A 22689-nucleotide genomic window follows, 5' to 3' on the forward strand; every position below is an offset into this window, starting at 1 on the left:
ACCCACTACTTCAATGAGTTTGCTTCTCAGAAGCATCCTGAAATTCGGCGAGAGCAGATAGAGTATGTGCTAGCTCATCTGGTTAAGCGAGAAGTCGTTAAGCGAGAAGGGGTTACGGTTCAGCCCCCATTTCATCAAGCAATTTCTCCAGGAGGGAATCATGGCGATTCCTCAACTAGAGGCTTTGAGCGAGGTCTTGCTAGATTTTACGGAGCGACCGGATTTGACAACTTGGCTGCAAGAGAATCAAGTCTAGAGAACGTGAGTAGCAATAAGAACTACAGATGGTAAGGCGGTCGAGTGCTGAAGATAAATTGGCGGTGACTAAAGTTGGCTGTGTCGAGTGACGCAGCTGTTGTTTGAGTTCTCGAATTTTCTTAGGCATTGCGGATTCTAGTCCAGTAGGGTGGGGGATGCCCACCCTACTCTCTGCCTACAGAGCTTTATGCATTATCCAAGGCAGCAATTCCCGGCAGAACCTTGCCTTCCAGCAGCTCTAGGCTGGCACCACCGCCCGTCGAAATGTGGCTCATTTGATCGGCAACGCCAACCTGCTCGACTGCCGCCACAGAGTCGCCGCCGCCGATGATGGTGGTTGCGCCCGTTTTGGTGATGGCTGCCAAGGAATGGGCGATCGCTTCAGTTCCCGCCGCAAACTTGGCAAATTCAAACACGCCCATGGGGCCATTCCAAATCACCGTCTTACAGTCTGCCAACGCCGCTTCAAACACCTTCACAGAGTCAGGGCCGATATCCAGACCCATCCAGCCATCCGGAATATTCTCAACACTGACGGTTTGGGCGTTGGCGTCAGGAGAGAAATTATCGGCAACGACCACGTCTGTGGGCAAGAGTAGCGCCACGCCTTTCTCTTTTGCCTTGGCTTCCAGGGTTTTGGCTAGCTCCACGAAATCATCTTCTACCAGAGATTTGCCAACGCTAAGACCGCGCGCCTTGTAAAAGGTAAAGATCATGCCGCCGCCGATCAGCAGCTTATCCACTTTTTCTAGCAGCGCTTCAATCACAGTGATTTTACTGGAAACCTTGGAGCCGCCAATGATCGCCGCCAAAGGACGCTGAGGAACTTCGATCGCTCCCTGCAAATACTGCAACTCTTTCTCAATGAGGATTCCGGCAACCGAAGGCTTCAGGTAGTGGGTTACGCCTTCCGTCGAAGCATGGGCGCGGTGTGCTGTCCCGAAGGCATCGTTGACATACAAATCGGCAACGGAGGCAAGCTTTTGAGCAAAGCCAGGATCGTTCTTTTCTTCTTCAGGATGGAAGCGTACGTTTTCCAGCAGCAGCACATCTCCGTCTTTCATGGCGCTCACGGCAGCAGCAACCTCGTCGCCGATGCAGTCGTCAGTTTTCACCACGGGCTGACCTAGAAGCTCCGAAAGGCGAGTAGCAACGGGCGTGAGGCGAAATTTGTTTGTGACCCGCGACGCAAAATCATCGCCTTTGGGTCGCCCAAAGTGGCTGGATAAAATCACCCTTGCGCCATTGGAGGTCAGGTATTGAATTGTGGGTAAAGCTGCCCGGATGCGAGTGTCGTCGGTGATGCTACCCTGATCATCAAGGGGCACATTGAAATCTGCTCGGACGAGCACTCGTTTGCCTGACAAATCTGCTGCTGATAAACTCGTTACGCTTTTCTTAGACACGACCTTAATCCCCTTAAATAAGTCTTTTTACCTATGAAGTATTGTAAAACGTTGGGGATCATTGCAAAAGTCTAAAATTGCCCTGAGTTTTAAATTTCCCAGAACAATCTGTAGCCGATCGCGCAAAATGTTCCAAAATATTTAGACTTGTACTTCTGCACATGTATAGCTGTCGCCATCTTGCTTAGGACATTTAGGGTGGGGCGCGAAGCGCCCCACCCTAAATGTCCCCGCCCTAACCGCCTTAGCGGTTGCCATATCATGTCTCTGCGAGTCAACGACGTTTGAGGTCATTATGTTCAAGACTGTCTTATTCCCGATCGATCACAGCCCAGAGTCCCGTGAAGCTGCGGAAACGGTAGCCAATGTTGTCAAAACCTGTAATAGCCGTCTGGTGATTCTTTCTGTGGTGGAGTCAGAAGTAGGTGAAACTCCCCCAACTGTCCCAGACACGACTTCCCCGGAGGCGATCGCCCAACTTCTATCTACGGCTAAAGCCCTCTTCGCTAACCTAGGCATTGAGGCAGAGCTGATAGAACGCCAAGGAAAACCTGCTTTCACTATCTGCGATGTGGCAGATGAGATCGACGCAGAGGTGATTATCATGGGGTGCCGTGGTCTGGGGCTAACGGATGAAGGAGCGCAGGATAGCGTCACCCTGCGGGTGATCAATCTATCGCCTTGCCCGGTACTCATCGTGCCTTAAATAAATTTGGGTCTTAAATTTTCGGCATGGCTTAGTCGGGAGAGGCATTTTGGGGTGAAGCGTGAGCCTGATGGTAAAAATTAAGGCTTATACACTTGAGCCGAAATCCCCTGCTGTTGGAGTTCCTGAACGCGCTCTTGGGCAGCGGCTTCGCTGGTAAAAGCACCCAGTTGAACTTTCGCCCCACCGGGCAAATTCCGCACATAGGCATCTGGAACTGACTGGCGAGCTTGCTGCAAGCTGGAGTCACTGCTATAGTCTGTGCCCACATAATAGAGGCTTTCGGACGGGCTAGCAGGACGAACTGCCGTCTTTTCAGGGCTAGGAGCTGCTGGCGGCGCGGCTTGAGGAGCAGGTGCGGGTGCAACAGAACGCACGGGTGCTTCTGCTGAGGGAGCCTCAACTATGGGGGGATTAGACTCGACCGCGATCGCTGGGAGTTCTGGCTGGGGGGCAGGCTCTACATAGGTTTGCGGTTGGCTGCGGGAATCAGATGGGGCGATCGCACCTGTAGCGGGGCTAGTCGATCGATCGTTAGCGCGACTAGAAGGCTGATTTGCGGCTGGCTTAGATGGGGCAGCAGAGGGGCGTTTGGCGCTCCCTGGCAGGGTGCTCAACGTGTCGAGGTTTAAGTCCTTGAACTCTTCAGCCGCTAGATTGGGCGAGGGCGGAGCTACGTCGATCGGGGTTGTGGGCACTTTGGTCAGCGGGCTAGGGCTGGGAGTGCTGGCGGTCGGCGCGAAGAAAACGCCTAGGACAGAAGGATTCATGATCACGAAGCCCAGAGTGGTGCTAGAGAGCAGCAGCAACAGCATGGAGCCAATGCCTAGCGGTGTGAGCAACGTATCCAGCAGATCGGGGCGGCGCTGCGCCCTTTGCGATGAGGTTTCCTCTTGAATGCTCTTAAGCAGCTCTTCCGAGGATTCTAAGTAATCTTCTGGTGCTTCTGAGGCTGCTGTTGAGGCAGAGAGATTGTCTTGAATCAGCTTTTGCAGGGCGGCATTGGGTTCATGTGTTGATAACTCTATCTGCTGAGCATAGCTGGCAATGCCTTCGTTAGGAAATTGAGGAAGGGGCGGCGGCTCGATCGCTGGAGGCTCGATCGCCTGAGAAGCCGCATCTGCCGTCGTTCCAAAAAGAGTTCTGACGGGATTTTCACTAGCGGCACTGTTGCCAATGGGAAACTCACCCGTTGTATGCAGATGAAAAGCCTCTCGCACATTGGGCAGACGAATGCCGTCCTGCGTTGGGCGGGTTGGAATACGGTTGAGACGGGGTGGAGCAACTGCCTTTCGCCGCCCATACGGCTCAGACTGCAAACGCTGCTGCCGACGGTAGCGAATCAGCTCTTCTTCAAGATTGACATCAAGATTGTCAAGAGCCGCCCGCAAGACCGGATGGGGCACTTGTGTATCTGGAGAAGGAATAAAGGGTTCTATCGAAGCGGGTTGGCGCATTGCAGCACTCCTACCATTCACGGGCAAAATAATAAGTGAATTTGTAAACATTTATGAGGCTCTGAGGGAGTCTCTGTGAAACTGAGTCTTTTGAGGCACACCTGAATCGATCGCCATTCTAAAAGTCTTTTAGACCTATATCTCTTTTAAACCCTATATCTGGAGTTGAGAGCTATATTAACTCCTAGTAAAGCCGCTGGCGACGCTATATGTGGAGAGCAGAAGCCTGCTCCTGCCACTCCCAATGGCATATGATAACCAATTTCTAGAAGAAAACCGTGAAGTCGTCAATAATGGCGTAAATATATCAGGTGGCATCAACATAACAGGGTTAATCTATGTTTTGCAGCCTCATAGATTACGTCTAGTTAGATCACGCCTGGTTAGATCACGCTCAACGTTGGGGTTTTCTGGGTCAGCATCTGGATAACCATGGGGTATACAAGGCAGTCTGTAATGACGATGTAATGGCGATGTAATGGTTATGAAAGCAATGGCGATGAAATCTCTGCAACAGGTTTTGGGTGGGCTAGATCATCAAGAGAGCTGGAAAGGGCGGCGGCAATTTCAGCAGCTTTTGCTTTGCTGGGGAGAAGTCGTGGGCGTTGCCGTAGCCGCTCAAACTCGCCCGATCGCCATTCAGCGCAAAGCCCTGAGCGTCGCCACCTCTAGTTCTGCCTGGGCGCAAAACCTGGTGTTTGAGCGTCATCGCATCCTAGAAAAGCTAAACGATCGCCTTGCCCTAGGCATTACGGATATCCGGTTTTCGACGGCTCAGTGGCATACTCAAAGCCTTGCGCCAGAGCCGCCAGAATCTGTCACCGTCTGGAAAAATCATCCCAGTCGCCTTGTCCCCGATCAGGCTGCTGCCCCGCTTCAGAACTCTGCTGACCCTCAGAGTGCTTTCCGGGACTGGGCAAGAACGATGCGATCGCGTGCTCAAGATCTGCCTCTTTGCCCTGACTGTCAGTGCCCAACTCCCGCAGGAGAACTAGAGCGCTGGTCGGTCTGTTCGCTCTGTGCGGCGAAGGAGTTTGGGCGTGGAACGCGCGATCGGGCTTGAGAGACAATCAACCTTGACGGCTCTCTGGTTCACTTTAGCTGGTTCACTTTAAACTGTGCCTGATGGTTCAGTTTGAAACTTAGAACGTAGACTTGAAAACTTAGAACTTAAGGCAGCAGTTTTCCCCACCCTACTTCCCGCATCTCATGACTTTTCTCTCCATTATCTACAGCATCTTTCTGCTGAGTACCCTCGGAATTTTCTGGTCAGTTGAGGGGCGATCGCTGCGGCTGTGGGTGATTGTGATCACAGGTATGGTGTTCTACAGTTCGCTGCAAATTCAGTATTTGCCGCTCCTGTTGGGCATGATCCTCATCACTTTCTTTTTGGGCAAGGCGATCGGCGCACCCATGAACTGGCGAATTTCTAACGAAGACTGGCAATATGTACAGCAAGATTGGGATCAGCGAAGGCTAAAGCTGCTATGGGTGGGAGTTTCGCTGATTTTGCTGCTGCTGTTGGGCTTTAAGTATGTGCCCTTTTTGCTAGAAACGATCGGCTGGATGTCGGAACAGGAAAGCTTGGTTCAGAGCGCAGACTGGCTCCGTAGCAACCTGCTGGCTCCGCTTGCCATCAGTTTTTTCAGCTTTGAGTGCATTGCGTATCTGGTAGACGTCTATCGAGGTGCGCCTGCTACCCATGATTTTCTTAAGTTTTCTGCCTATAAGCTGTTCTTCCCTAAGCTGATTTCAGGCCCTATTACTCGATTTCATCCTTTTGCCTCGCAGCTACAAACCTTAAAGTTTCCTGTTTCAACTCAAATTGTCGAAGGGCTATGGCTGATTGCCTGTGGGGCAATTAAGAAGCTGCTGCTAGCCGATCATCTGGGCACTGTAGTGAACCTGATTTTTGGCAACGTTGAGCGGGCGGGCAGTGCCGATCTGTGGCTGGCGATGGCTGCCTATGGGCTGCAGCTCTATTTGGATTTTAGCGGCTATGTGGATGTTGCCAGAGGAAGCGCGCTGCTCATGGGGTTTGACTTGCCCCATAACTTCAACTTTCCCTATCTCAGCGCTAATATTGCCGACTTTTGGCGACGGTGGCACATGACGCTAGGTGACTGGCTGCGAAACTATCTGTACTTTCCCCTAGGCGGCTCCCGACAAGGACTGTGGCGCACTTGCCTCAACTTGATGATCATCATGCTGGTAGCAGGCGTTTGGCATGGTGCAGCTTGGGGTTTTATTGTCTGGGGAGGGCTGCATGGGCTGGCATTGGCGGCACATCGACTCACGGATGCCCTGTCTCAGCGCTGGAAATTCTTGCAGATGTTTTGGCAGAGCCTGCCCGGAGTGCTGTTGGCTTGGGCAATGACCCAGATGATGGTGTTCACATCCTGGATTTTCTTCCGTCTACCCAACCTAAAAGATTCAGGACTGGCAATACAACGGCTATGGGGTCAGGTGGGCGACATCCAGTTTGCTCAAAAGATTTACGTAGAAACACTGCAAATCGATCGCTTCCACATTGCTCTACTTCTAGGAGCTATCTTTGCGGGAATGGCGATCGCCTACACGATCCATCGCGGCTTAAAGCTTCACCTCAACTGGATTGTGAAACTACTGCTAGTCCCAATTTGCCTGTTTGCGGCTTGGCTTCTAGCTCCCAATGAGGCTCCTCCCTACATCTATTTTGATTTCTAATGCCAGTCCTCGCCCTAACCGCCTTGACGGTTGCTATGTGAGCTTTCGATCGATAGCGAAAAAGGAGTGATTTATTCATAAGCCGTATAGACCTCATGCGGTTTATCAATAAGCCCCTCTATGTTTGTGACTTAACGAACAAATTAGGAAGAAAATTGCCAGTAACTTTGGGTGAAAGCAGTAGCAATGGTCTGAAATCAATTCAATGAGTGTACACCTTGTATGATTTCATCACCATCAAAACTTGAATTGAGCAAACAGAAAGGTAGCCTCTAATTGAGTTTTTCGTAATACGCAAACTTTGATAGAGATTCTCTATTCAAAGATATCCGTGAACATATCGCTCTGTTCCTACATCTCGCTAGCTCTCAATGATGGCTGCCTATTTTGGCAATCTGTTCGGAGTGGCGAGGCGATGATTTTGCTGTGCAATTTTTATTAAGAGGAATGAGATCTATGGCTGGAATTTGGTCATTCACTGGGCGACATCGCATCTTGCATTTTACCTGGTTTGCTTTTTTTCTCACATTTGTAATTTGGTTTAACTTTGCTCCGTTTGCGACAGCAGTGAAGGCTGAAATGGGGCTATCGGAAGCACAAATGCGAACGCTGGCGATTTGTAACGTTGCCCTAACAATTCCAGCACGAATTATTGTGGGTATGGTGTTGGATCGGTTTGGTCCGCGCATTACCTATTCCTGTTTGCTGATCTATGCGGCATTGCCTTGTTTTGCATTTGCAATGGCGCAAAATTTTGAGCAGCTAGTCTATAGCCGTTTGGCGTTGAGCATTGTTGGCTGCGGGTTTGTGATTGGCATTCGCATGGTGGCAGAGTGGTTTCCGTCAAATGAAATTGGTCTGGCGGAGGGAATTTACGGCGGCTGGGGCAACTTCGGCTCATCCGCTGCGGCATTCACACTGCCTGCGATCGCTGCTGTCAGTACGTTTATGGCGGCAGGTCAACTCAATTGGCGGTTTGCGATCGCGCTCACAGGCCTTGTTGCGGCTGCCTACGGCGTGGTCTATTTTTTCAATGTCTCCGATACACCACCTGGAAGAGTTTATCAGCGCCCGCCGAGCAGTGCGGGAATGGAAGTCACGACCAAGCGGGATTTCTGGTTCATGCTGCTCATGAATATTCCCCTAGTGGCTGCTCTAGCGGTGATTGCATGGCGGTTGAATAGAGTGCAGTTCATCAATGGAACTACCTTCACCATCATCTGTGTTTTGCTAGTGGCACTCTATTTGTTTCAAGCCTACAACGCCTACAAGGCAAACAAGCCCTTGATGACGGGTGAAAAGCAGTATGAAGCGAGCGATCGCTATCGCTTTTCGCAAGTGGCAAATCTGGAACTTTCCTATGTCGCCTGCTTTGGTACAGAGCTAGCAGTCGTGTCAATGCTGCCTTCATTCTTTGAGCGGGGCTATGGTCTTAGTGCCGCAGTCGCTGGGGCTGTGGCTAGCACCTACGCCTTCATGAATATTCCTGCTCGTCCCGGTGGAGGGTGGCTGTCAGATAAAGTCGGGAGTCGCAAGTGGACGCTGGTGTTTACCTTGGCAGGAACGGGGATAGGCTATCTCATCTTTGCCAGTTTGGGGCAGGGAGTGCCGTTAGCCATTGTGGTGGCCGTGACAATGGCAGCATCCTTCTTTGTTATGGCAGCTGAAGGAGCAACCTTTGGGATTGTGCCCTTGATCAAAAATCGAGTAACGGGGCAAATTGCGGGTAACGTCGGTGCTTACGGCAATGTGGGCGCGGTCATTTATTTGACAATTTACAGCCTGATGCCGCAAGGGGCAGAGAGCGATCGCGCCTTCTTCCAAATGTTGGGAGTTGTGGCTCTGATCGTGACTTTCTTAAATGCTTTCTTTCTGAAAGAGCCGACTGGTTCTCATGACGCTGGTTCTCATGACGAAGAGCATGCCAAAGTGGAAACAATGGTTTCGGCAGTACCAGAGGAGCGCTAACGTCTCTAGCAGTTATCATCTATGCATGAATTGAGCAGTGGTATTCAAGCAATGATTTTTTGTAGAGAAGAAACCTCTATGACAAAAATCATGACCCTTTGAAGGTTACTAAGGATCGTGGATTAAGTAACCTGTACAACCGATCTGCTGTAGGGGCTTAGCAATACTAAGCTGCTATCCCAAGATTTACATCTTGTTAAGTCCATTCAAAGCCCCCTGACTCTGCTCCCGCCTGTGGAAATTCAGAGTCGGGGCATTTTTTCACTGAGTTTTCTCAAGCATTCAATCTGAGCTAACTCGCTCTGCCGCGATCTGTCTGCTTGTCAAACTTGCGGATGCTGCCAAATACGCTCCAAGGTTGCCACTTGCTCTAGTAGCTTAGCCATTTGCTCGCAGGCACGTCGGTCATAGCGCCAGATTGCCACAATTACGCTCAGCGGCAAGCTCAAATAAAATGTCCAGAGCAAACTGCTTGACAGCATCTCATCTAGTTCTGGATTAAACAGAGCCGTGCGCTTGACTGGAGCAGACTCAATGGCTTCAATGGTTTCGCTCGTTTTCACTGCGGCAGACTTTTGCGCAAAAGCCATGGTTTCGGCTGCTTGCTCCAGGGGTTGAACGTCACGACCTAAAGCAGGCGTCGTCACCAGCAAGCTTGCTGCCAAACCCGTACTCAGAACTGCTGCAAGTTTGGAAGCTATCCCCATAAACTGTAGTGATCGCGCTGGGTGGTGAGGCTTCGCAAATTGCAGTTGACCAAGTTCTACTTTCATCTTTTCCTGTCTGCCTAGTGCAGACCAACTGGTTGTTTATAATTTCTGTATCCAAAGTTACTATATCATCTCAAATTACAGATCTTCTCAAAGGTGGATTTAAAGCCTGCCCTTCTTAAGAATCTGAAACACTTGAATACAGAAATTGAACGCGATCGCGATACCGTAAGCTGGTAACTGGAAGGAACAACTCACAATGGACAACTCACAATAGAAACCTTATGGGTGAGACAGGTAATCGGGCTGAATCTGAACTCTCAAAATCTACTGCACCTTCAAAACCTGTAGAGCTGGAACTTGCGGAGTTAGCGGTACGCCGTATTCTGGACGCAAATCTCGATCGCGCCCGTGAAGGGGTACGAATCATTGAGGAATGGTGTCGGTTTGGACTCAACAGCACCGAGCTAACTGAAGAATGTAAGCAGCTACGCCAAGAGCTAGCACATTGGCACACCGACGACCTGCGCAAGGCACGCGATACCGCTAACGATCCTGGAGTGGCGCTGTCTCACCCCCAAGAAGAGCAGCGATCGAGCATTTCTCAAGTGCTACGCGTCAATTTCTGCCGAACTCAAGAAGCTCTGCGGGTACTGGAGGAATATGGCAAACTCCGCTCTGCTAAACTGGGAGCCGCCTGTAAACAGATGCGCTACCGGGTTTATGAATTGGAAAGCCGCCTGACTGCCTACCCCTTTCAAAAACTAGAGCGGCTTCGAAAGCTGGAGCGATCGCCCCTTTATCTCGTCACATCTCCTGTTGATCTTTTATTTGAGACCGTAGAGGCGGCTCTAAAAGGCGGCTTGACCCTGGTGCAGTATCGCGACAAAACTGCTGATGACCAGGTTCGTCTGATGCGAGCTGAAAAGCTAAAGCAACTCTGCCAGCAGTATGATGCGTTGTTCATCATTAACGATCGCCCTGATCTGGCCTTGGCAGTTGGGGCTGATGGCGTGCATTTGGGACAAGAGGATCTGCCGATCGCCGTGGCTCGGATGATTTTAGGCAATCAGGCGATTATCGGGCGATCGACTCACTGTGCCGACGATTTGCAGCGGGCGATCGCTGAAGGGGCAGATTACATCGGCGTGGGACCTGTCTATGCTACTCCCACCAAAGCGGGTAGACCTGCGGCAGGGCTGGACTATGTGCGCTACGCTGCCGAGCATTCCTCTGTGCCTTGGTTTGCGATCGGCGGCATTGATACCCAAAATTTGTTTGAGGTGATTGCGGCTGGGGCGGAGCGAGTTTCTGTCGTCCGCGCCATTATGGAAGCAGAGCAGCCGACGCTGAATACACAGTTTTTCATGTCGCAAATGCAGGCGCAAATTTTGAAGGGCAGGATGAAACGTGAAGGATGAAGACGTGTTAACAATTCAGGTGAATGGCGATCGCCGTCACTGTCCTGACTCCACGCAACTTCCTCAGCTTTTGGAACAGCTCGGCATGAACCCGCGCTTGGTGGCTGTGGAATATAACGGCGAGATCTTGCATCGCCAGTTTTGGGAAAGTACGGAGATTCAGGAGGGCGATCGGCTGGAGATCGTGACGATTGTGGGGGGCGGGTGAGCAGTTAATCAGAGAGTACGGTTATCCGTCGCAAACTTGCCTGAAATCTCCATTAAGGTTTCTAGTGCGGCAGTCGTGAGGACGGTAAACTAGAGGAGTCGAGAGTTTTGTAACGTTTGTTTACGTCATTGGGTTGGAACGCTCTCCATTGGAACATCCTCCAGCCGCAACCGATCTCACCTCTCGTAAAATTTAGACGGTACGGCAAATGCAAAAAAAATTAACTGCGTTGATCAAATCTTTTATTAAGCCTTTACTGATCGTGGGCTTGGTACTTTCTCTAGTCCTAAGTCAGGCAGACGGCGCGTTGGCAGCTCGAAGCGGTGGACGGATTGGCGGTGGCAGCTTCAGAGCACCCACCCGCTCCATGCCTGCTCCTAGCCGCTCCTACAGACCTGCTCCGTCGGGAGGATACTATCCAGGTGGCGGCGGTTTCGGTCTGCCGTTCATCATGCCCTACCCATTCATCATGGGCGGCGGCGGCTTGTTCTCTATCCTGATTTTCATGGCGATCGCAGCCTTCTTGGTTCGCAGCTTTCGCTCAGCTCAATCGGAGGACGGTCTGGATGGTCTAGGCTACAGCGCTGCTCCAGCGGTTTCGGTGGCGAAAGTGCAGGTCGGTTTGCTGTCTGAAGCTCGGAGCCTACAGGCTGATCTCAACAGCATCGCCAATCGGGCTGATACCAACACCCCCGCAGGACTCGCTCAGGTGCTGCAAGAATCCACTCTGGCTCTGATGCGCCATCCCGAATATTGGATCTATGCCGGTGGTGAGACTCAGCAAACCAAGCTAGAAGCGGCTGAAAATCAGTTTAATCGTCTGGCTTTGGCAGAGCGCAGCAAGTTCACGGCTGAGACTCTATCAAACGTCAACAATGTCTTGAAGCAAGCTGAGCCTGCCCTGCCCGCAGCGGGTGGAGCGCTAGTCGAGACGGCTGCCCCTGGTGAATACATCGTGGTCACCATGCTAGTTGCAACTCAGGGCAAGCTGGTGCTGCCAACCATCAACAGCACTCAAGATTTGCGTCAGGCGCTCGGACAGATTGGCGCAGTCTCTAGCGATAACCTGATGGCGGTGGAAATTCTCTGGACACCTCAAGCAGAAGGCGACACCCTCTCCTCAGATGATGTTGTGGCTGAGTATCCTAACCTGAAACTTATCTAATCAGTTGAAATAATGAAATTCGAGGGGCTGAATCTTCAGCCCCTTTTTAGTGTCTTGATTTGTTAGTGTCTTGATTTGTTAGTGTCTTGACTTGCCGTGATACCAGCGGGCAATCCGATCGGGAGATACGCCCAAAAAGTAGGCAATAACGGCTACCTGATTGATCAGCGTCGTCTTGAGAATGCCGAGCTTCTGCCAGCGTCTATCCGAGGTCAGCACAGGAGCAGAGACGATCGCAATCTTTCCCAGCTTTTGCAGCCGTCGCACCAGCTCAAAGTCTTCCATGATCGGCAGGTCGGCAAAGCCACCGATCGCTCGAAACTGGCTTGCCTTCAGAAAAATTGCCTGATCGCCGTAGGGCAACTGGAGGAAGCGCGATCGCCAATGCACACCTCGCTCAACCCACCGTATTCCCAGCATATCTCCGGCAATGTGGAGGGCAAAAGCTCCAGCGATTGCTCCGTCCAGAGCCTGTGTCACCAACGCCGGAAATCCTGACGGCAGACAGGTATCGGCATGGAGAAACAGCAGGATCTTCCCTGAAGCGATCGCGGCTCCTGCATTCATTTGGTTGGCGCGTCCCGGCGCGGCAGAAATTATTTTGATGTTGGCGGAGTGTTGAGCAAAAGCCTGAGCTAGGGCGATCGTGTTATCCTGACTGCCGCCATCGACGACAATAATTTCAACGGCTTCGGGTTGCAGCGCTTTGAGAACGCCTTCAATTGTCCCGGCTTCATTCAGCACAGGAATAATCACCGAGAGCGGTGCCGATTCACGCTCTTGGAGGTTTTGAGCCGGATTTTGAGCCGGATTTTGAGCAGCCTTTGCCTGTAAAACCGCTTCCCAGACGGGCAGATCTTCTGGGCGATCGATATCAGAGAGGCGTTCTAGGGTGGCAACTTTCAGCCCCAAAGACCGAGCAATGGCGATCGTTTGAGTCAAGACCCGCTCGGTACTCCAGTCAATGCCAACAAACAGCTCTGGAACCATTCGCCGCAAGCCAATCAAGTAATAGCCGCCGTCTGTCGCAGCACCCAACACCAAATCGTGATCCTGCAAAGCCTGAAACGCTTCTGCCATCCGAGCGGCATCCAGCCCAGGGCAATCTGTACCGATCGTCACTGCTGCCGCAGCACCTGTAGCAAAGGCAGAAGCAAAGGCTTGCGCCATGCGATCGCCCAAATCTCCGGCCCCTTGAGGACTGTATTGCCAACGCGAACCCAGCCAGTCTCGCATCAAATGGCTTTCGTCTTCACTGCCCGCAAACCAAATATCGACTGATACAGGCGTGGTTAGGATCAGAGACTCGACTTGCTCCAAGGTATGCTCAGTCATCTGCCGCTGAAGATCGGCGGCGGCAGCGGCTCCAAGGGCAGGAATCAGGCGCGTTTTGGCTTTACCCGGTTGGGGATAGCGAGTGAAAATGATCAGGCGATCGCGCTTAATCAATTGAGTCAACCTCAGTAAATTACAGCTTCAAGACGAAGTTTGCCGCAACTGCTTTACTAAAAGCTGAATTCCCAGTGCCACTAATCCCACGGCTGCAATGGCAAAGATGGCGGTCGCCAGCGCGCTCATTCCCATAACGAGCGTTCGCACGGCAACTGCAATATTGGTGGCAGTGACATTGCCGCTGGGCAAGGGCTTGTTGGCAAATGCCCGAATAATAGATTGCGTCAGGGAATATAGCGCTGTGGCAAATCCGCTCGCAATCAGCGCTCCGACAAAACAGCGTAGTGGCGTAGGCGGAACGGTTTGATTTTGGGCGGCTTGATTCTGGGCGACTTGATTCTGAGTTGGCTGATTTTGGGCTTTAGTCGGTTTGCCTGAACTCTCTGGAGTCAGATCTTGAGGAGGGGGAGTTGCCATTTTTTCTGAAGCGCGACCGTCCTCTGGATTGTATCGCTTGGTTGAACAAAACGAGTCTATCGTGACATTTCTGCCCGATCGCCACATCAGACACCGTAGGGTAAGATTCTGTCGTAGAGCGCCCCATCTGCAATGAAAGCGATAGCTAGTGATTGATTATAAATACCAATCGCCAAACCCAGCACAGCTAGCCCTAGGCTCCCTTAATCCTTCGTCTCAGCCCTGCGCCATGGCTCGTCTGGACTTCAGGATAGCCATTGATAATACTACGAAATTTGATGTGCTTCGATGAAGACTCAGTGTTTCTTTGACGTAGAAGTGCAAAGGCTGAGTAAAAATCTGTAGAACTACGCTGTGTAAAGGTATCGTTTTCCTTTAGGCTGCCTTTTATGTCTGCATATTGGCTTGAGCCGTTCGTCAGTTCGTGCCAATAGATTTACCCTGAGTCAACTCTTAAAAGAATCTTTTAGCGCTCTACCTGTCCCTTGTTAATAATGGTTATCGGTTAAGTTCGCTCATGCTAACGGTTTTGTCTCTCCTTTTTCTGGCGCAGGCTGCTCCTACGCGAGTTCCTGCCTCTCCTGTACCCCAAATCCAAACGATCGCTCCTAATCCGGCGGCTAGCTCTGATCCCAGCCCAGTGCCGACATTAGAGCAAGCGCCCATTTTGCCGACGCTGCCTCGCCAGATGCCTCTGGAGATGCCTCGCCAGATAGAGGTGGTGCGATCGCAAGATGTACGCGCTTTGCCCGGACAGCTGAATGAGGTTCCGGTTTTTAATAGCAACAGTCCTGAAGCCATTCAGTCTGAGGGCATCTTGCTCTCGACTTTTCCACCAGAGACGATGCAGGTGCCCTCGGCCCATCTCAACTATGCTTTTAATGGCTCTTTTGACTTGTTTGCTCACCATGTGGCAAAGGGCTTGAATGCGGATGACAACCGAACAATGTATGTGGGCGTTGTGGTGTACAACCCTGGCGATCAGCCCGTTACGTTAGAAATATTGCAGGCTGTCAGCTACTTGAGCCAGGATGCGCCCTTCCTAGACCTGCCAGCCTACGTCGCCAATCCTATGGGTACGGTGTTTGCTGGGCCAGGAAGTCGCACGACGACAGATATTTTGCGAGGTCAGCGCCAGCCTCAATGGCCAACGCAGATTACAATTCCGCCCAAACGGGTTCAGCTTTTGCTGAATATGCCGATTCCGCTCCGCCGATTAACGGTGCCAACGGATGGCACTTTGCCCCCTGGATATTTGATTCCTGGCCCGATCGTCGCTGCTCCATCTCCCGCAGCAACGCTCGTAGTCAACGCGGCAGGCAATCCCGCCAGCAATCCCGCCAGCAGTCCCGCAGCTAATCCGCCCCGACCCTCCAAGAATCGGGACGTGGCTATCAATGGACGCACTATCTTGATGCATCTGTCGAGCAGCGCCCCAGTTTACATGGCAAGTTTGGCAATGCATGCGCCCACTCTGCCCAATGGCGCTGAGCGAGTCCCCAGTTTGGCAGAATGGGTGGATGTGCTGACGAAAGGTGGATTGGCGGAACCCCGCGATCGCCCCCCCTCTCCACCAGACAGCCGCAACTTCGTCCGCTTCTTCTATGGTCGGGTATCGGGAGTTTCTCAAGGCTCTCAATGGGAAACGACTCCTACCGATAATCCTGACATAGACTATCTCAGCATTCCGCAGCCTGGAAGGTCTGTTTCCTATGTGATTAGCACAGTCGATCGCAACACGTTTGGCACAGGTCAAATTCAGAGTGCCCCGATGCTGGTGCGCTATCCAGACACGGCATACCGGGCGCATGGCAACTATGGTGTGCGCTATAACGTCACACTGCCGCTTTACAACAACACCGACTCAGCGCAAAAAGTGGCGGTAATGCTGCAAACGCCTGTGCAAAGTGAGCAAGCTCAAAACGCCCTAAAATTTCGAGAGCCACCCGATAATCTCGTGTTTTTCCGGGGTACGGTGCGATTACGCTACACCAATGACTTTGGCTTTTCCCAAACTCGTTACCTGCATTTGGTGCAGCGGCGAGGTCAGGAGGGGGAGCCGCTCTTGCAGTTGACGCTGCCCAAGGGCGATCGCCGCTCGGTTGAGGTAGAGTTTGTCTATCCCCCAGATGCCACGCCGCCGCAGGTGTTGACCGTTCAAACTATCGAGCAACGCACTATTGCTGAAATGAGATAGCGGGTTAGGCAGAATAAGAGGCTAGAGCAAAATGAATGATCCGCTTGACCCCGGCTCTCCGGCTGAGGCGATCGACATTGAAATTCGGGACATGGGCATTGATGATCTAGCTCCCGTCTACCGTTTGGGAGAACGGCTGTTTACCAGCGACCTCTATCCCTCGCTCTATCGCACCTGGGAAGAGTGGGAAGTGATTGGCTTCTACAATACCGATCCAGAATATTGCCTGGTTGCTGATGCTGAGGGTCAGCTTGCGGGCTTTGTGTTGGGCACGGTGATTAGCAAGCCTTCCTGGACATATGGCTACATTGTCTGGTTGGGCGTAAATCCCGATTTTCAGCGGCGCGGCGTGGGCGATCGCCTAGTCGATACGATCGTTGAGCGGATGATCGAGGAAGGGGCGCGGTTCATGCTGGTGGATACTGACCCGACCAATGAACCTGCCATCCGGTTTTTCACCCGCAAAGGGTTTGGTAATGCCCGTAAGCATGTGTTCCTATCGTTGAACCTTAGCAAACATGAGTATTACGGCAAACTTTTGGCATACGAACGCAACAAAGCCGAGCGGATGAAGTCTAAGCGCCATCGTCGCCGACCTTAGAGTTCATAGCATTACGTAATGCTATATTTGGACGCTAGAAATCTAGCGCGATACGTAAGAGTCGCGATTAACAGGTTGAGCCGATTTTTTGCGGACAAATTCTGCAATCGTCTCTTTGCTGTTTTTGCGCTTGGGCGGAGGCGACATTTCAGCTTGCAAAGACATCCAGCGATCGCGGAGCAAAGATTTGATCAGCTCATCGCGAGAGATGTTTTCATACATCAGAATCTCAGACAGGTACTGTATGGACTGTTGATCCAGGTTTTGGGTCAGCATGGGACTTCAAATCTCAGCGAGTGACTTACTCGACTGAAAGCCATTTGCAGGCGAGTAAGGATGTGTTGTGCCTATACAATCTAGACTTTCATCCCCCGCGAGATTCCATTTCTTAGTCAATCTTTAATGATGCGATCGCATTTCTTTACATCGGCGGAACTTTAGCTCAGGGCGTTAGGATTCGCTGAGCCGGGTTTTGGCAGAGGCAAGCGCCTGTCGCACTTGGTCGAATCCAGTGCCGCCATAGCTGTTGCGGGCAGCAACAACTTGACGAGGGGCGATCGCCTCATAAATATCTGGCTCAAAGGCGGGATGAATGGTCTGCCATTCGTCTAGAGTCAAATCCTTGAGCAGTTTGCCTGCCGCTAGGGAGGTTTTCACGACTTTGCCCACTAGGTTGTAGGCTTCGCGGAAGGGCACGCCTTTTGCCGCCAGATAGTCGGCTACATCGGTAGCGTTAGAGAAGTCCTCAGTGACGGCTGCGTTGAGGCGAGACGTGCGAAACTCCATGCCTTCTTGCATCAGGATGGTCATTGCCTCTAGGCAGGCGCGCACGGTCTTAACGCTATCAAACAGCGCCTCTTTGTCTTCCTGTAGGTCTTTGTTGTAGGCCAGAGGCAGCCCCTTCATCAGCACCAGCAAGCCCTGCAAATGTCCAAATACCCGTCCGGTTTTGCCGCGCACCAGCTCCGGCACGTCCGGATTTTTCTTTTGAGGCATGATGCTGGAGCCTGTAGAGCAGCTATCTTTGAGCGTCACAAAGCCAAACTCTTCCGATGCCCAAAGGATGACTTCTTCGGAGAGGCGCGACAGATGCACCATGATCAGGCTGGCGGCACAGAGAAATTCGATTGCAAAATCACGATCGCTCACTCCATCCAAGCTGTTGCCGTAGACCTTACCAAAGTCGAGAAGCTGAGCGGTGTAGTGGCGATCGATCGGAAAGGTGGTGCCCGCCAGCGCCCCTGAACCGAGCGGCAAAATATCGACCCGCTTGTAAACGTCGCCTAGGCGCTCCCAATCGCGCTGAGTCATCTCTACATAGGCTAACAGGTGATGCGCTAGACTCAGCGGCTGTGCCCGTTGCAGGTGCGTGTATCCCGGAATCAGAGTTTCGACATTTTTCTCTGCCAAATCCAGCAACACAAACTGAAAGGCTTTGAGCTGCTGCCGAATTTGTGTCACCTGATCCCGGAGGTAGAGGCGCGTGTCTGTGCCCACCTGATCATTGCGCGATCGCGCCGTGTGCAGCTTTTTGCCGACATCGCCTGTGAGTTCGGTCAGCCGTCGTTCTACAGCGAAGTGGACATCTTCTGCTTCAATACCGGGATTGAAGTTGCCTTGGCGATATTCCTGACGGATTTGCTCTAGCCCTGCAACAAGCTGTTCGCCTTCTTGAGGTGAAATAATTCCGGTGTGCGCCAACATTTTGGCGTGGGCTTGGGAACCCGTTAGGTCATACTCAATCAGCTCAATGTCAAAACCAATGCTGGCGTTAAATTGAGCGATCGCCGGATGCAACGCTGACTCAAAGCGCTGACTCCAGGTCTGTGAAGCTTGGGAGGGAGAGGAAGTATTGACCACGGTTTCTACCTTGAAGGTTAAAGCTTTAAGTTTTCAGGGTTGAGGGCCCAGAAGTTGTATCGCGGCAAACTTTTTGGCGGGTGCTGTTTAGCCGTAGGTGGTCAAAGCTCGAAAAATATAGCCGAAGATGATGCCGATCGCCAGTGCCCAAGCCTGACCAGATTTTATAAAATTGTCGAAAAGAGTTCGCGTTCCGGCAAATACGTCCGTGTTAAAAATTGCTGCTAAATGTCTCCCATCCCACTGCTCTAAGCCTGAGAGTCCATGACCCGTCTGCCAGGAGGTGAGGTCTGCAAGGGTGAGATGCTGCGCTAAGTCGATCAAAATCATGTTTTCTCAATCCCTGTAAAAAGTTGCTAGAGCTATTAAAGGTTACAGTTTGCTGCAATAGCTAATAGCTGTTAACAAAAAGTAAGTTTGCCATAGATTGGGAGAACCAACGCATCGATTCAAGATTCACTCTTAATCTGCATCACGATTAGCGTCATATCGTCTTCGTTGTGGCGCTCTGAGCCAATGAATTGCTGCACCTGGTTAAACAGGTAATCCAGAATGGCTTGCGGCGTTTCGCAGTGACGACATGCCCATTTGAAGTGTCTGGCTAGGCTTTCTTCGTCGAAGCGATCGCCGTTTTGGCTGGCGGCATCGGTGAAGCCGTCAGTGTAGTAAATCAGGGTGTCTCCCGGCTGAAGCTGTACCTGAGCTTCGTGATACTGCGAGTTAATATCTAGCCCAATCAGCATTCCCAAAGTATCCAATCGCTTGAGGGTGCCTGTTGCCGCCTGCCAGAGCAGAGGCGGATTGTGTGCCGCGTTGCTGTAGGAGAGCGTGCGGGTTTTGGCATCGTATTCTGAGTAAAACAGCGTCACGAAGCGATTGGAGTTTTCCAAGTCGGCATACATGACGTGGTTAAGATGCTGCAAAATTCGCGCCGGAGAGTGGGCGTTTAGCACTTCTGCCCGCAGCATTCCCCGCAGCATCGTCATAATCAGCCCTGCCGGAACGCCTTTGCCCATGACATCGCCGATCGACACACTCCAGCGTCCGGTTTCTAACCGCCCTAGCCGTTTGGCGCGTTCGGGATCGTAGTTGACGGGGATGAAATCATAATAGTCGCCGCCCACCCGACTTGCGGTACGGCAGAGAGCAGCCAGCTCGACCCCATCAATTTTGGGGCACTGGCGCGGCAAAAGCTGGAGCTGAATTTCGGCTCCGATCTCTAGTTCGCGATCGAGCCGCTCTTTTTTGCGTAGCTCTATGGTTAGCTCATCATTTTCGATCGCTACCGCCGTCTGGTCAGCAACAAGCCGCACGAGCTTCTGACGGGTTTCTGTCCAGGTATATTCTGGATCACGGCTGAAGACATAGAGCCGACCGCGCTCAATGTTTTTGGTCAGAATTGCCGTGCCAAAGAGATGGACGCTAGAACCCAAAAAATGATTGACATGATAATCTAGCGCGGCAGTGCGGTTGCTCGTATCGGGCGCTATTTTGCCGTATGCCGGAATGGGGGCAATAGCGGTGAGCTGACGCGCAGCAGACTCAAGTGCTGCTTTCACATCTGGACAAGGATTATCCTGGCAGTAAAGCCGCTCTAGCCGCACCTGACCGTTGGGCTTGTAGAGCACGAGCGCCCCACCGTCAGCATCGGTGACGCGGCTGGCAATCAGGGGAGTCAGCTCTAGAAACTGATTCAGGTTCTTGAAGCTGCGCAGCGCAAACCCTAGCGAACTCAGCAAGTCTTGAATCTTGGTTTGCTCACGGTGCAAACGAGATACTAGCTCCTTGAGTGCAAACACAGGAGTGACGTCTGGCGGCGGGTTGCCACCAGTCAGGTCAGGAGGTTGGGAGGGCTGTCGAGGAGCGGGCACAGCAGTCATTGAGGGTAAATCAGAAACGGACGAAATGACGATCGGAACAAGAAGATAGGGTTTGGCTACGGTTTAACTATGGGTTTAACGCAACCTGAATAGTTGCGTTGCGGTAAATTCTAACGAATGTCAGGGCGATCGCTATATTACCGATGTATGACTTCAGGTTTACTGCGGCTACTTTCTCTAAAAGTCAAGCTTTAAGATTTAGGCTCAAAACAATCTAAGACAATGAAGCTGCATGTTATTAATAACGCTATTTTTCTATCTTGCCAACAAAAAAGTAGAATGCTTGCCCTAAAATGCCCGTAAGTTCGCATCTTCAATCAAAACATTCGACCTTGCCATGAAGATTTTTCCTGGCAACCGTAAAAATTTGCTCATTTTTGCGGCGTTGCTGAATCTCTGGGATGATTTTTTGTGGGAGAGGGGCGCAGAGCGCCCCTCTCCCACAAAAAATCATCCCCCTGTTAATCAATGCCAATTTTGAAATATGACAGCTAGTTCGGTCAGTGAATTCGATCGCCAAATAATGCAGCGCTGCTTGGAACTGGCAAAGCGGGCGCTGGGGCAAACGGCTCCTAACCCTTTGGTTGGCTCTGTCATTGTGCAGGGCGATCGGATCGTTGGAGAGGGATTTCATCCCTATGCCGGACAGCCCCATGCTGAAGTCTTTGCCCTTAGAGCCGCTGGAGAGCAGGCTCAGGGCGCAACCCTTTATGTCAATTTGGAGCCTTGTAGCCATTACGGACGCACTCCGCCTTGCGCCAATGCATTGATTGAGGCAGGCGTTGCGCGGGTGGTCGTGGGGATGATTGATCCTAATCCTCAGGTAGCTGGAAAAGGCATTGAGCGGTTGCGTCAGGCGGGTATAGAGGTTGAGGTAGGCGTTGAGGAAGCTGCCTGTCAGACGTTGAACGAAGCCTTTGTCTATCGCATTTTGCACCAGCGATCGTTTGGCATTTTGAAATACGCCATGACGCTAGATGGCAAAATTGCCGCTACGACTGGGCACAGCGCCTGGGTGACGACTCCAGAAGCGCGAATCAGGGTACATCAGTTGCGATCGGGCTGCGATGCAGTCGTGGTGGGCGGTAACACCGTGCGTCGAGATAATCCACTGCTCACGGCGCATGGACAAGGACACAATCCTCTGCGGGTAGTGATGAGCCGATCGCTTGATTTGCCCCTGGATGCTCAGCTTTGGCGAACAGAGGTTGCTCCGACGGTAATTTTTACAGAGCAAGGCGTAAAGCCTGAGTTCCAAAAGCAATTAATTACGCAGATAATTGAGCAGGGCGTTGAGGTGATAGAGCTTTCTGTTCTAACGCCCGCTCAGGTGATGGCGAACCTGTACGATCGCGGTTTTCTCTCTGTCTTCTGGGAATGCGGCGGCACGCTGGCGGCTAAGGCGATCGCGGATGGTTCTATCCAAAAAGTTCTGGCGTTTATTGCGCCCAAAATTATTGGCGGAACAACGGCTCCTTCGCCTGTGGGAGACTTAGGGCTAACGCAAATGACGCAGGCTTTGGCGCTCAGCCAGGTGAAGTGGGAAGCGATCGGAGGAGATTTGCTGGTGGAAGGATATCTTTAGATTTTGGAGGGTTGAAGAGTAATTCTTGGGGTAGGCGCTTAGCATTGCTAAGCGCCTATAGTAGATCGCTTGTACTAGTGACAGCCCTAGTAGTTCGTTGGAAGTGTCACGCTCTGCGTGACACTTCCAACGAACTATTGAGTTTTATTTTGTACGCGATCCTTAAAGCCTGAGCCTATACTTGTTTTTCAAAAATTATGGAGCACATAGATATCGCTCACATTTCAGAGGTTAAAGAGGGAGCTATCAATCATCTGCTTGAGGAAAGCTTATCTCAAGGATTTCGGTTTGTTGAAAGACTGATTAGCGAGTATCGTAGCGGTTTGAATTGCTTCGACAAGTCGGGTGAAATACTCCTGACAGCATCAGTTCAGGGTAAAATTGTCGGAATTGGGGGATTGAATAGAGATCCATATCTCAATGATCCCAAGATTGGAAGATTACGACATTTATATGTGGAGTCAGTCTGGCAGCGGCATGGGGTAGGACGTTTGCTGGTCACTCAGCTTATTGATGAAGCTAGTCAGCATTACCAGCTCTTGACGTTGCGAACCGACACGGCAGCAGCCGACAAGTTTTATCAGAAATTAGGATTTAAGACTCATCCCATTTGGAAACATACAACCCATCATTTGCAATTGAGCAAGACAATGCATTATCCCTTGAGCCTAGATTTGAACCTAGATTGAGGT

21 protein-coding genes are annotated in these 22689 nt (G+C 51.6%); 12 read left to right on the forward strand and 9 right to left on the reverse strand.

Annotated features, from left to right (window positions below; all coding sequences use genetic code 11):
* The first annotated feature begins 160 nt into the window (after positions 1 to 160).
* Positions 161 to 256 carry a DUF4351 domain-containing protein gene (locus tag AC5JMP_RS13870; protein ID WP_495852064.1) on the forward strand — a complete coding sequence of 32 codons (96 nt, stop codon included), beginning with the start codon at positions 161 to 163 and terminating at the stop codon, positions 254 to 256.
* A gap of 187 nt (positions 257 to 443) precedes the next feature.
* Here AC5JMP_RS13870 and AC5JMP_RS13875 read toward each other — a convergent pair whose 3' ends face one another.
* The gene (locus AC5JMP_RS13875) at positions 444 to 1664 is read right to left on the reverse strand and encodes a phosphoglycerate kinase (protein WP_495852065.1); all 1221 of its coding nucleotides are present in this window, start codon (positions 1662 to 1664) and stop codon (positions 444 to 446) included.
* A 295-nt stretch (positions 1665 to 1959) separates the two neighbouring features.
* Here AC5JMP_RS13875 and AC5JMP_RS13880 point away from each other — a divergent pair, with 295 nt between their 5' ends.
* A complete protein-coding gene (locus AC5JMP_RS13880; protein ID WP_495852066.1) occupies positions 1960 to 2370 on the forward strand; it encodes a universal stress protein in 411 nt (136 codons plus the stop codon).
* A gap of 80 nt (positions 2371 to 2450) precedes the next feature.
* Here the strand turns inward: AC5JMP_RS13880 and AC5JMP_RS13885 are convergent, their stop codons facing one another.
* Complete coding sequence (locus AC5JMP_RS13885) at positions 2451 to 3827, reverse strand: SPOR domain-containing protein (protein WP_495852067.1); 1377 nt, start codon at positions 3825 to 3827, stop codon at positions 2451 to 2453.
* Between the two features lie 478 nt (positions 3828 to 4305).
* Here AC5JMP_RS13885 and AC5JMP_RS13890 point away from each other — a divergent pair, with 478 nt between their 5' ends.
* The 3 genes from AC5JMP_RS13890 to AC5JMP_RS13900 all read left to right on the forward strand — a co-directional run bounded on the left by AC5JMP_RS13890 (position 4306) and on the right by AC5JMP_RS13900 (position 8501).
* Positions 4306 to 4890 (forward strand): DciA family protein, encoded by a 585-nt coding sequence (locus AC5JMP_RS13890; protein WP_495852068.1) that lies wholly within the window; start codon positions 4306 to 4308, stop codon positions 4888 to 4890.
* 146 nt (positions 4891 to 5036) lie between these two features.
* Positions 5037 to 6533 carry an MBOAT family O-acyltransferase gene (locus AC5JMP_RS13895; RefSeq protein ID WP_495852069.1) on the forward strand — a complete coding sequence of 499 codons (1497 nt, stop codon included), beginning with the start codon at positions 5037 to 5039 and terminating at the stop codon, positions 6531 to 6533.
* Positions 6534 to 6989: 456 nt separating this feature from the next.
* On the forward strand, positions 6990 to 8501 hold the full coding sequence (locus AC5JMP_RS13900; protein ID WP_495852070.1) for a NarK family nitrate/nitrite MFS transporter: 1512 nt from the start codon (positions 6990 to 6992) through the stop codon (positions 8499 to 8501).
* 323 nt (positions 8502 to 8824) lie between these two features.
* Here the strand turns inward: AC5JMP_RS13900 and AC5JMP_RS13905 are convergent, their stop codons facing one another.
* The gene (locus tag AC5JMP_RS13905; RefSeq protein ID WP_495852071.1) at positions 8825 to 9274 is read right to left on the reverse strand and encodes a hypothetical protein; all 450 of its coding nucleotides are present in this window, start codon (positions 9272 to 9274) and stop codon (positions 8825 to 8827) included.
* Positions 9275 to 9495: 221 nt separating this feature from the next.
* Here AC5JMP_RS13905 and AC5JMP_RS13910 point away from each other — a divergent pair, with 221 nt between their 5' ends.
* The 3 genes from AC5JMP_RS13910 (at position 9496) to AC5JMP_RS13920 (ending at position 12005) form a co-directional block, all read left to right on the forward strand.
* Complete coding sequence (locus AC5JMP_RS13910; RefSeq protein WP_495852072.1) at positions 9496 to 10632, forward strand: thiamine phosphate synthase; 1137 nt, start codon at positions 9496 to 9498, stop codon at positions 10630 to 10632.
* Positions 10622 to 10840 carry a sulfur carrier protein ThiS gene (gene thiS, locus AC5JMP_RS13915; protein WP_495852073.1) on the forward strand — a complete coding sequence of 73 codons (219 nt, stop codon included), beginning with the start codon at positions 10622 to 10624 and terminating at the stop codon, positions 10838 to 10840. The genes AC5JMP_RS13910 and thiS overlap by 11 nt, the downstream gene beginning before the upstream one ends.
* Before the next feature lie 208 nt (positions 10841 to 11048).
* The gene (locus tag AC5JMP_RS13920) at positions 11049 to 12005 is read left to right on the forward strand and encodes a DUF1517 domain-containing protein (protein ID WP_495852074.1); all 957 of its coding nucleotides are present in this window, start codon (positions 11049 to 11051) and stop codon (positions 12003 to 12005) included.
* A gap of 78 nt (positions 12006 to 12083) precedes the next feature.
* Here AC5JMP_RS13920 and AC5JMP_RS13925 read toward each other — a convergent pair whose 3' ends face one another.
* Both AC5JMP_RS13925 and AC5JMP_RS13930 read right to left on the reverse strand, forming a co-directional pair.
* Positions 12084 to 13463: a TIGR04283 family arsenosugar biosynthesis glycosyltransferase gene (locus AC5JMP_RS13925; protein ID WP_495852075.1), complete on the reverse strand. Its 1380-nt coding sequence runs from the start codon at positions 13461 to 13463 to the stop codon at positions 12084 to 12086.
* An 18-nt stretch (positions 13464 to 13481) separates the two neighbouring features.
* Positions 13482 to 13874, reverse strand: a complete 393-nt coding sequence (locus AC5JMP_RS13930; protein WP_495852076.1) for a DUF3082 domain-containing protein — start codon at positions 13872 to 13874, stop codon at positions 13482 to 13484.
* 529 nt (positions 13875 to 14403) lie between these two features.
* Between AC5JMP_RS13930 and AC5JMP_RS13935 the strand changes: the two genes are divergently transcribed.
* Both AC5JMP_RS13935 and AC5JMP_RS13940 read left to right on the forward strand, forming a co-directional pair.
* Entirely contained in the window at positions 14404 to 16071 is a 1668-nt protein-coding gene (locus tag AC5JMP_RS13935; RefSeq protein ID WP_495852077.1) for a DUF3370 domain-containing protein, read from the forward strand.
* Positions 16072 to 16102: 31 nt separating this feature from the next.
* Positions 16103 to 16672 carry a GNAT family N-acetyltransferase gene (locus tag AC5JMP_RS13940; RefSeq protein ID WP_495852078.1) on the forward strand — a complete coding sequence of 190 codons (570 nt, stop codon included), beginning with the start codon at positions 16103 to 16105 and terminating at the stop codon, positions 16670 to 16672.
* A gap of 42 nt (positions 16673 to 16714) precedes the next feature.
* Here AC5JMP_RS13940 and AC5JMP_RS13945 read toward each other — a convergent pair whose 3' ends face one another.
* The 4 genes from AC5JMP_RS13945 to AC5JMP_RS13960 all read right to left on the reverse strand — a co-directional run bounded on the left by AC5JMP_RS13945 (position 16715) and on the right by AC5JMP_RS13960 (position 20412).
* Complete coding sequence (locus tag AC5JMP_RS13945; protein ID WP_495852079.1) at positions 16715 to 16948, reverse strand: hypothetical protein; 234 nt, start codon at positions 16946 to 16948, stop codon at positions 16715 to 16717.
* A gap of 174 nt (positions 16949 to 17122) precedes the next feature.
* A complete protein-coding gene (gene argH, locus AC5JMP_RS13950) occupies positions 17123 to 18532 on the reverse strand; it encodes an argininosuccinate lyase (protein WP_495852080.1) in 1410 nt (469 codons plus the stop codon).
* A gap of 87 nt (positions 18533 to 18619) precedes the next feature.
* A complete protein-coding gene (locus AC5JMP_RS13955; RefSeq protein ID WP_495852081.1) occupies positions 18620 to 18862 on the reverse strand; it encodes a hypothetical protein in 243 nt (80 codons plus the stop codon).
* 119 nt (positions 18863 to 18981) lie between these two features.
* Positions 18982 to 20412 (reverse strand): PP2C family protein-serine/threonine phosphatase, encoded by a 1431-nt coding sequence (locus tag AC5JMP_RS13960; RefSeq protein ID WP_495852082.1) that lies wholly within the window; start codon positions 20410 to 20412, stop codon positions 18982 to 18984.
* A 484-nt stretch (positions 20413 to 20896) separates the two neighbouring features.
* Here AC5JMP_RS13960 and ribD point away from each other — a divergent pair, with 484 nt between their 5' ends.
* Positions 20897 to 21997, forward strand: coding sequence for a bifunctional diaminohydroxyphosphoribosylaminopyrimidine deaminase/5-amino-6-(5-phosphoribosylamino)uracil reductase RibD (gene ribD / locus AC5JMP_RS13965; protein WP_495852083.1), 1101 nt, complete (start codon positions 20897 to 20899; stop codon positions 21995 to 21997).
* A 197-nt stretch (positions 21998 to 22194) separates the two neighbouring features.
* Positions 22195 to 22686: a GNAT family N-acetyltransferase gene (locus AC5JMP_RS13970; RefSeq protein WP_495852084.1), complete on the forward strand. Its 492-nt coding sequence runs from the start codon at positions 22195 to 22197 to the stop codon at positions 22684 to 22686.
* The last annotated feature ends 3 nt before the right edge of the window (positions 22687 to 22689 follow it).

This window comes from Drouetiella sp. (assembly GCF_059504425.1).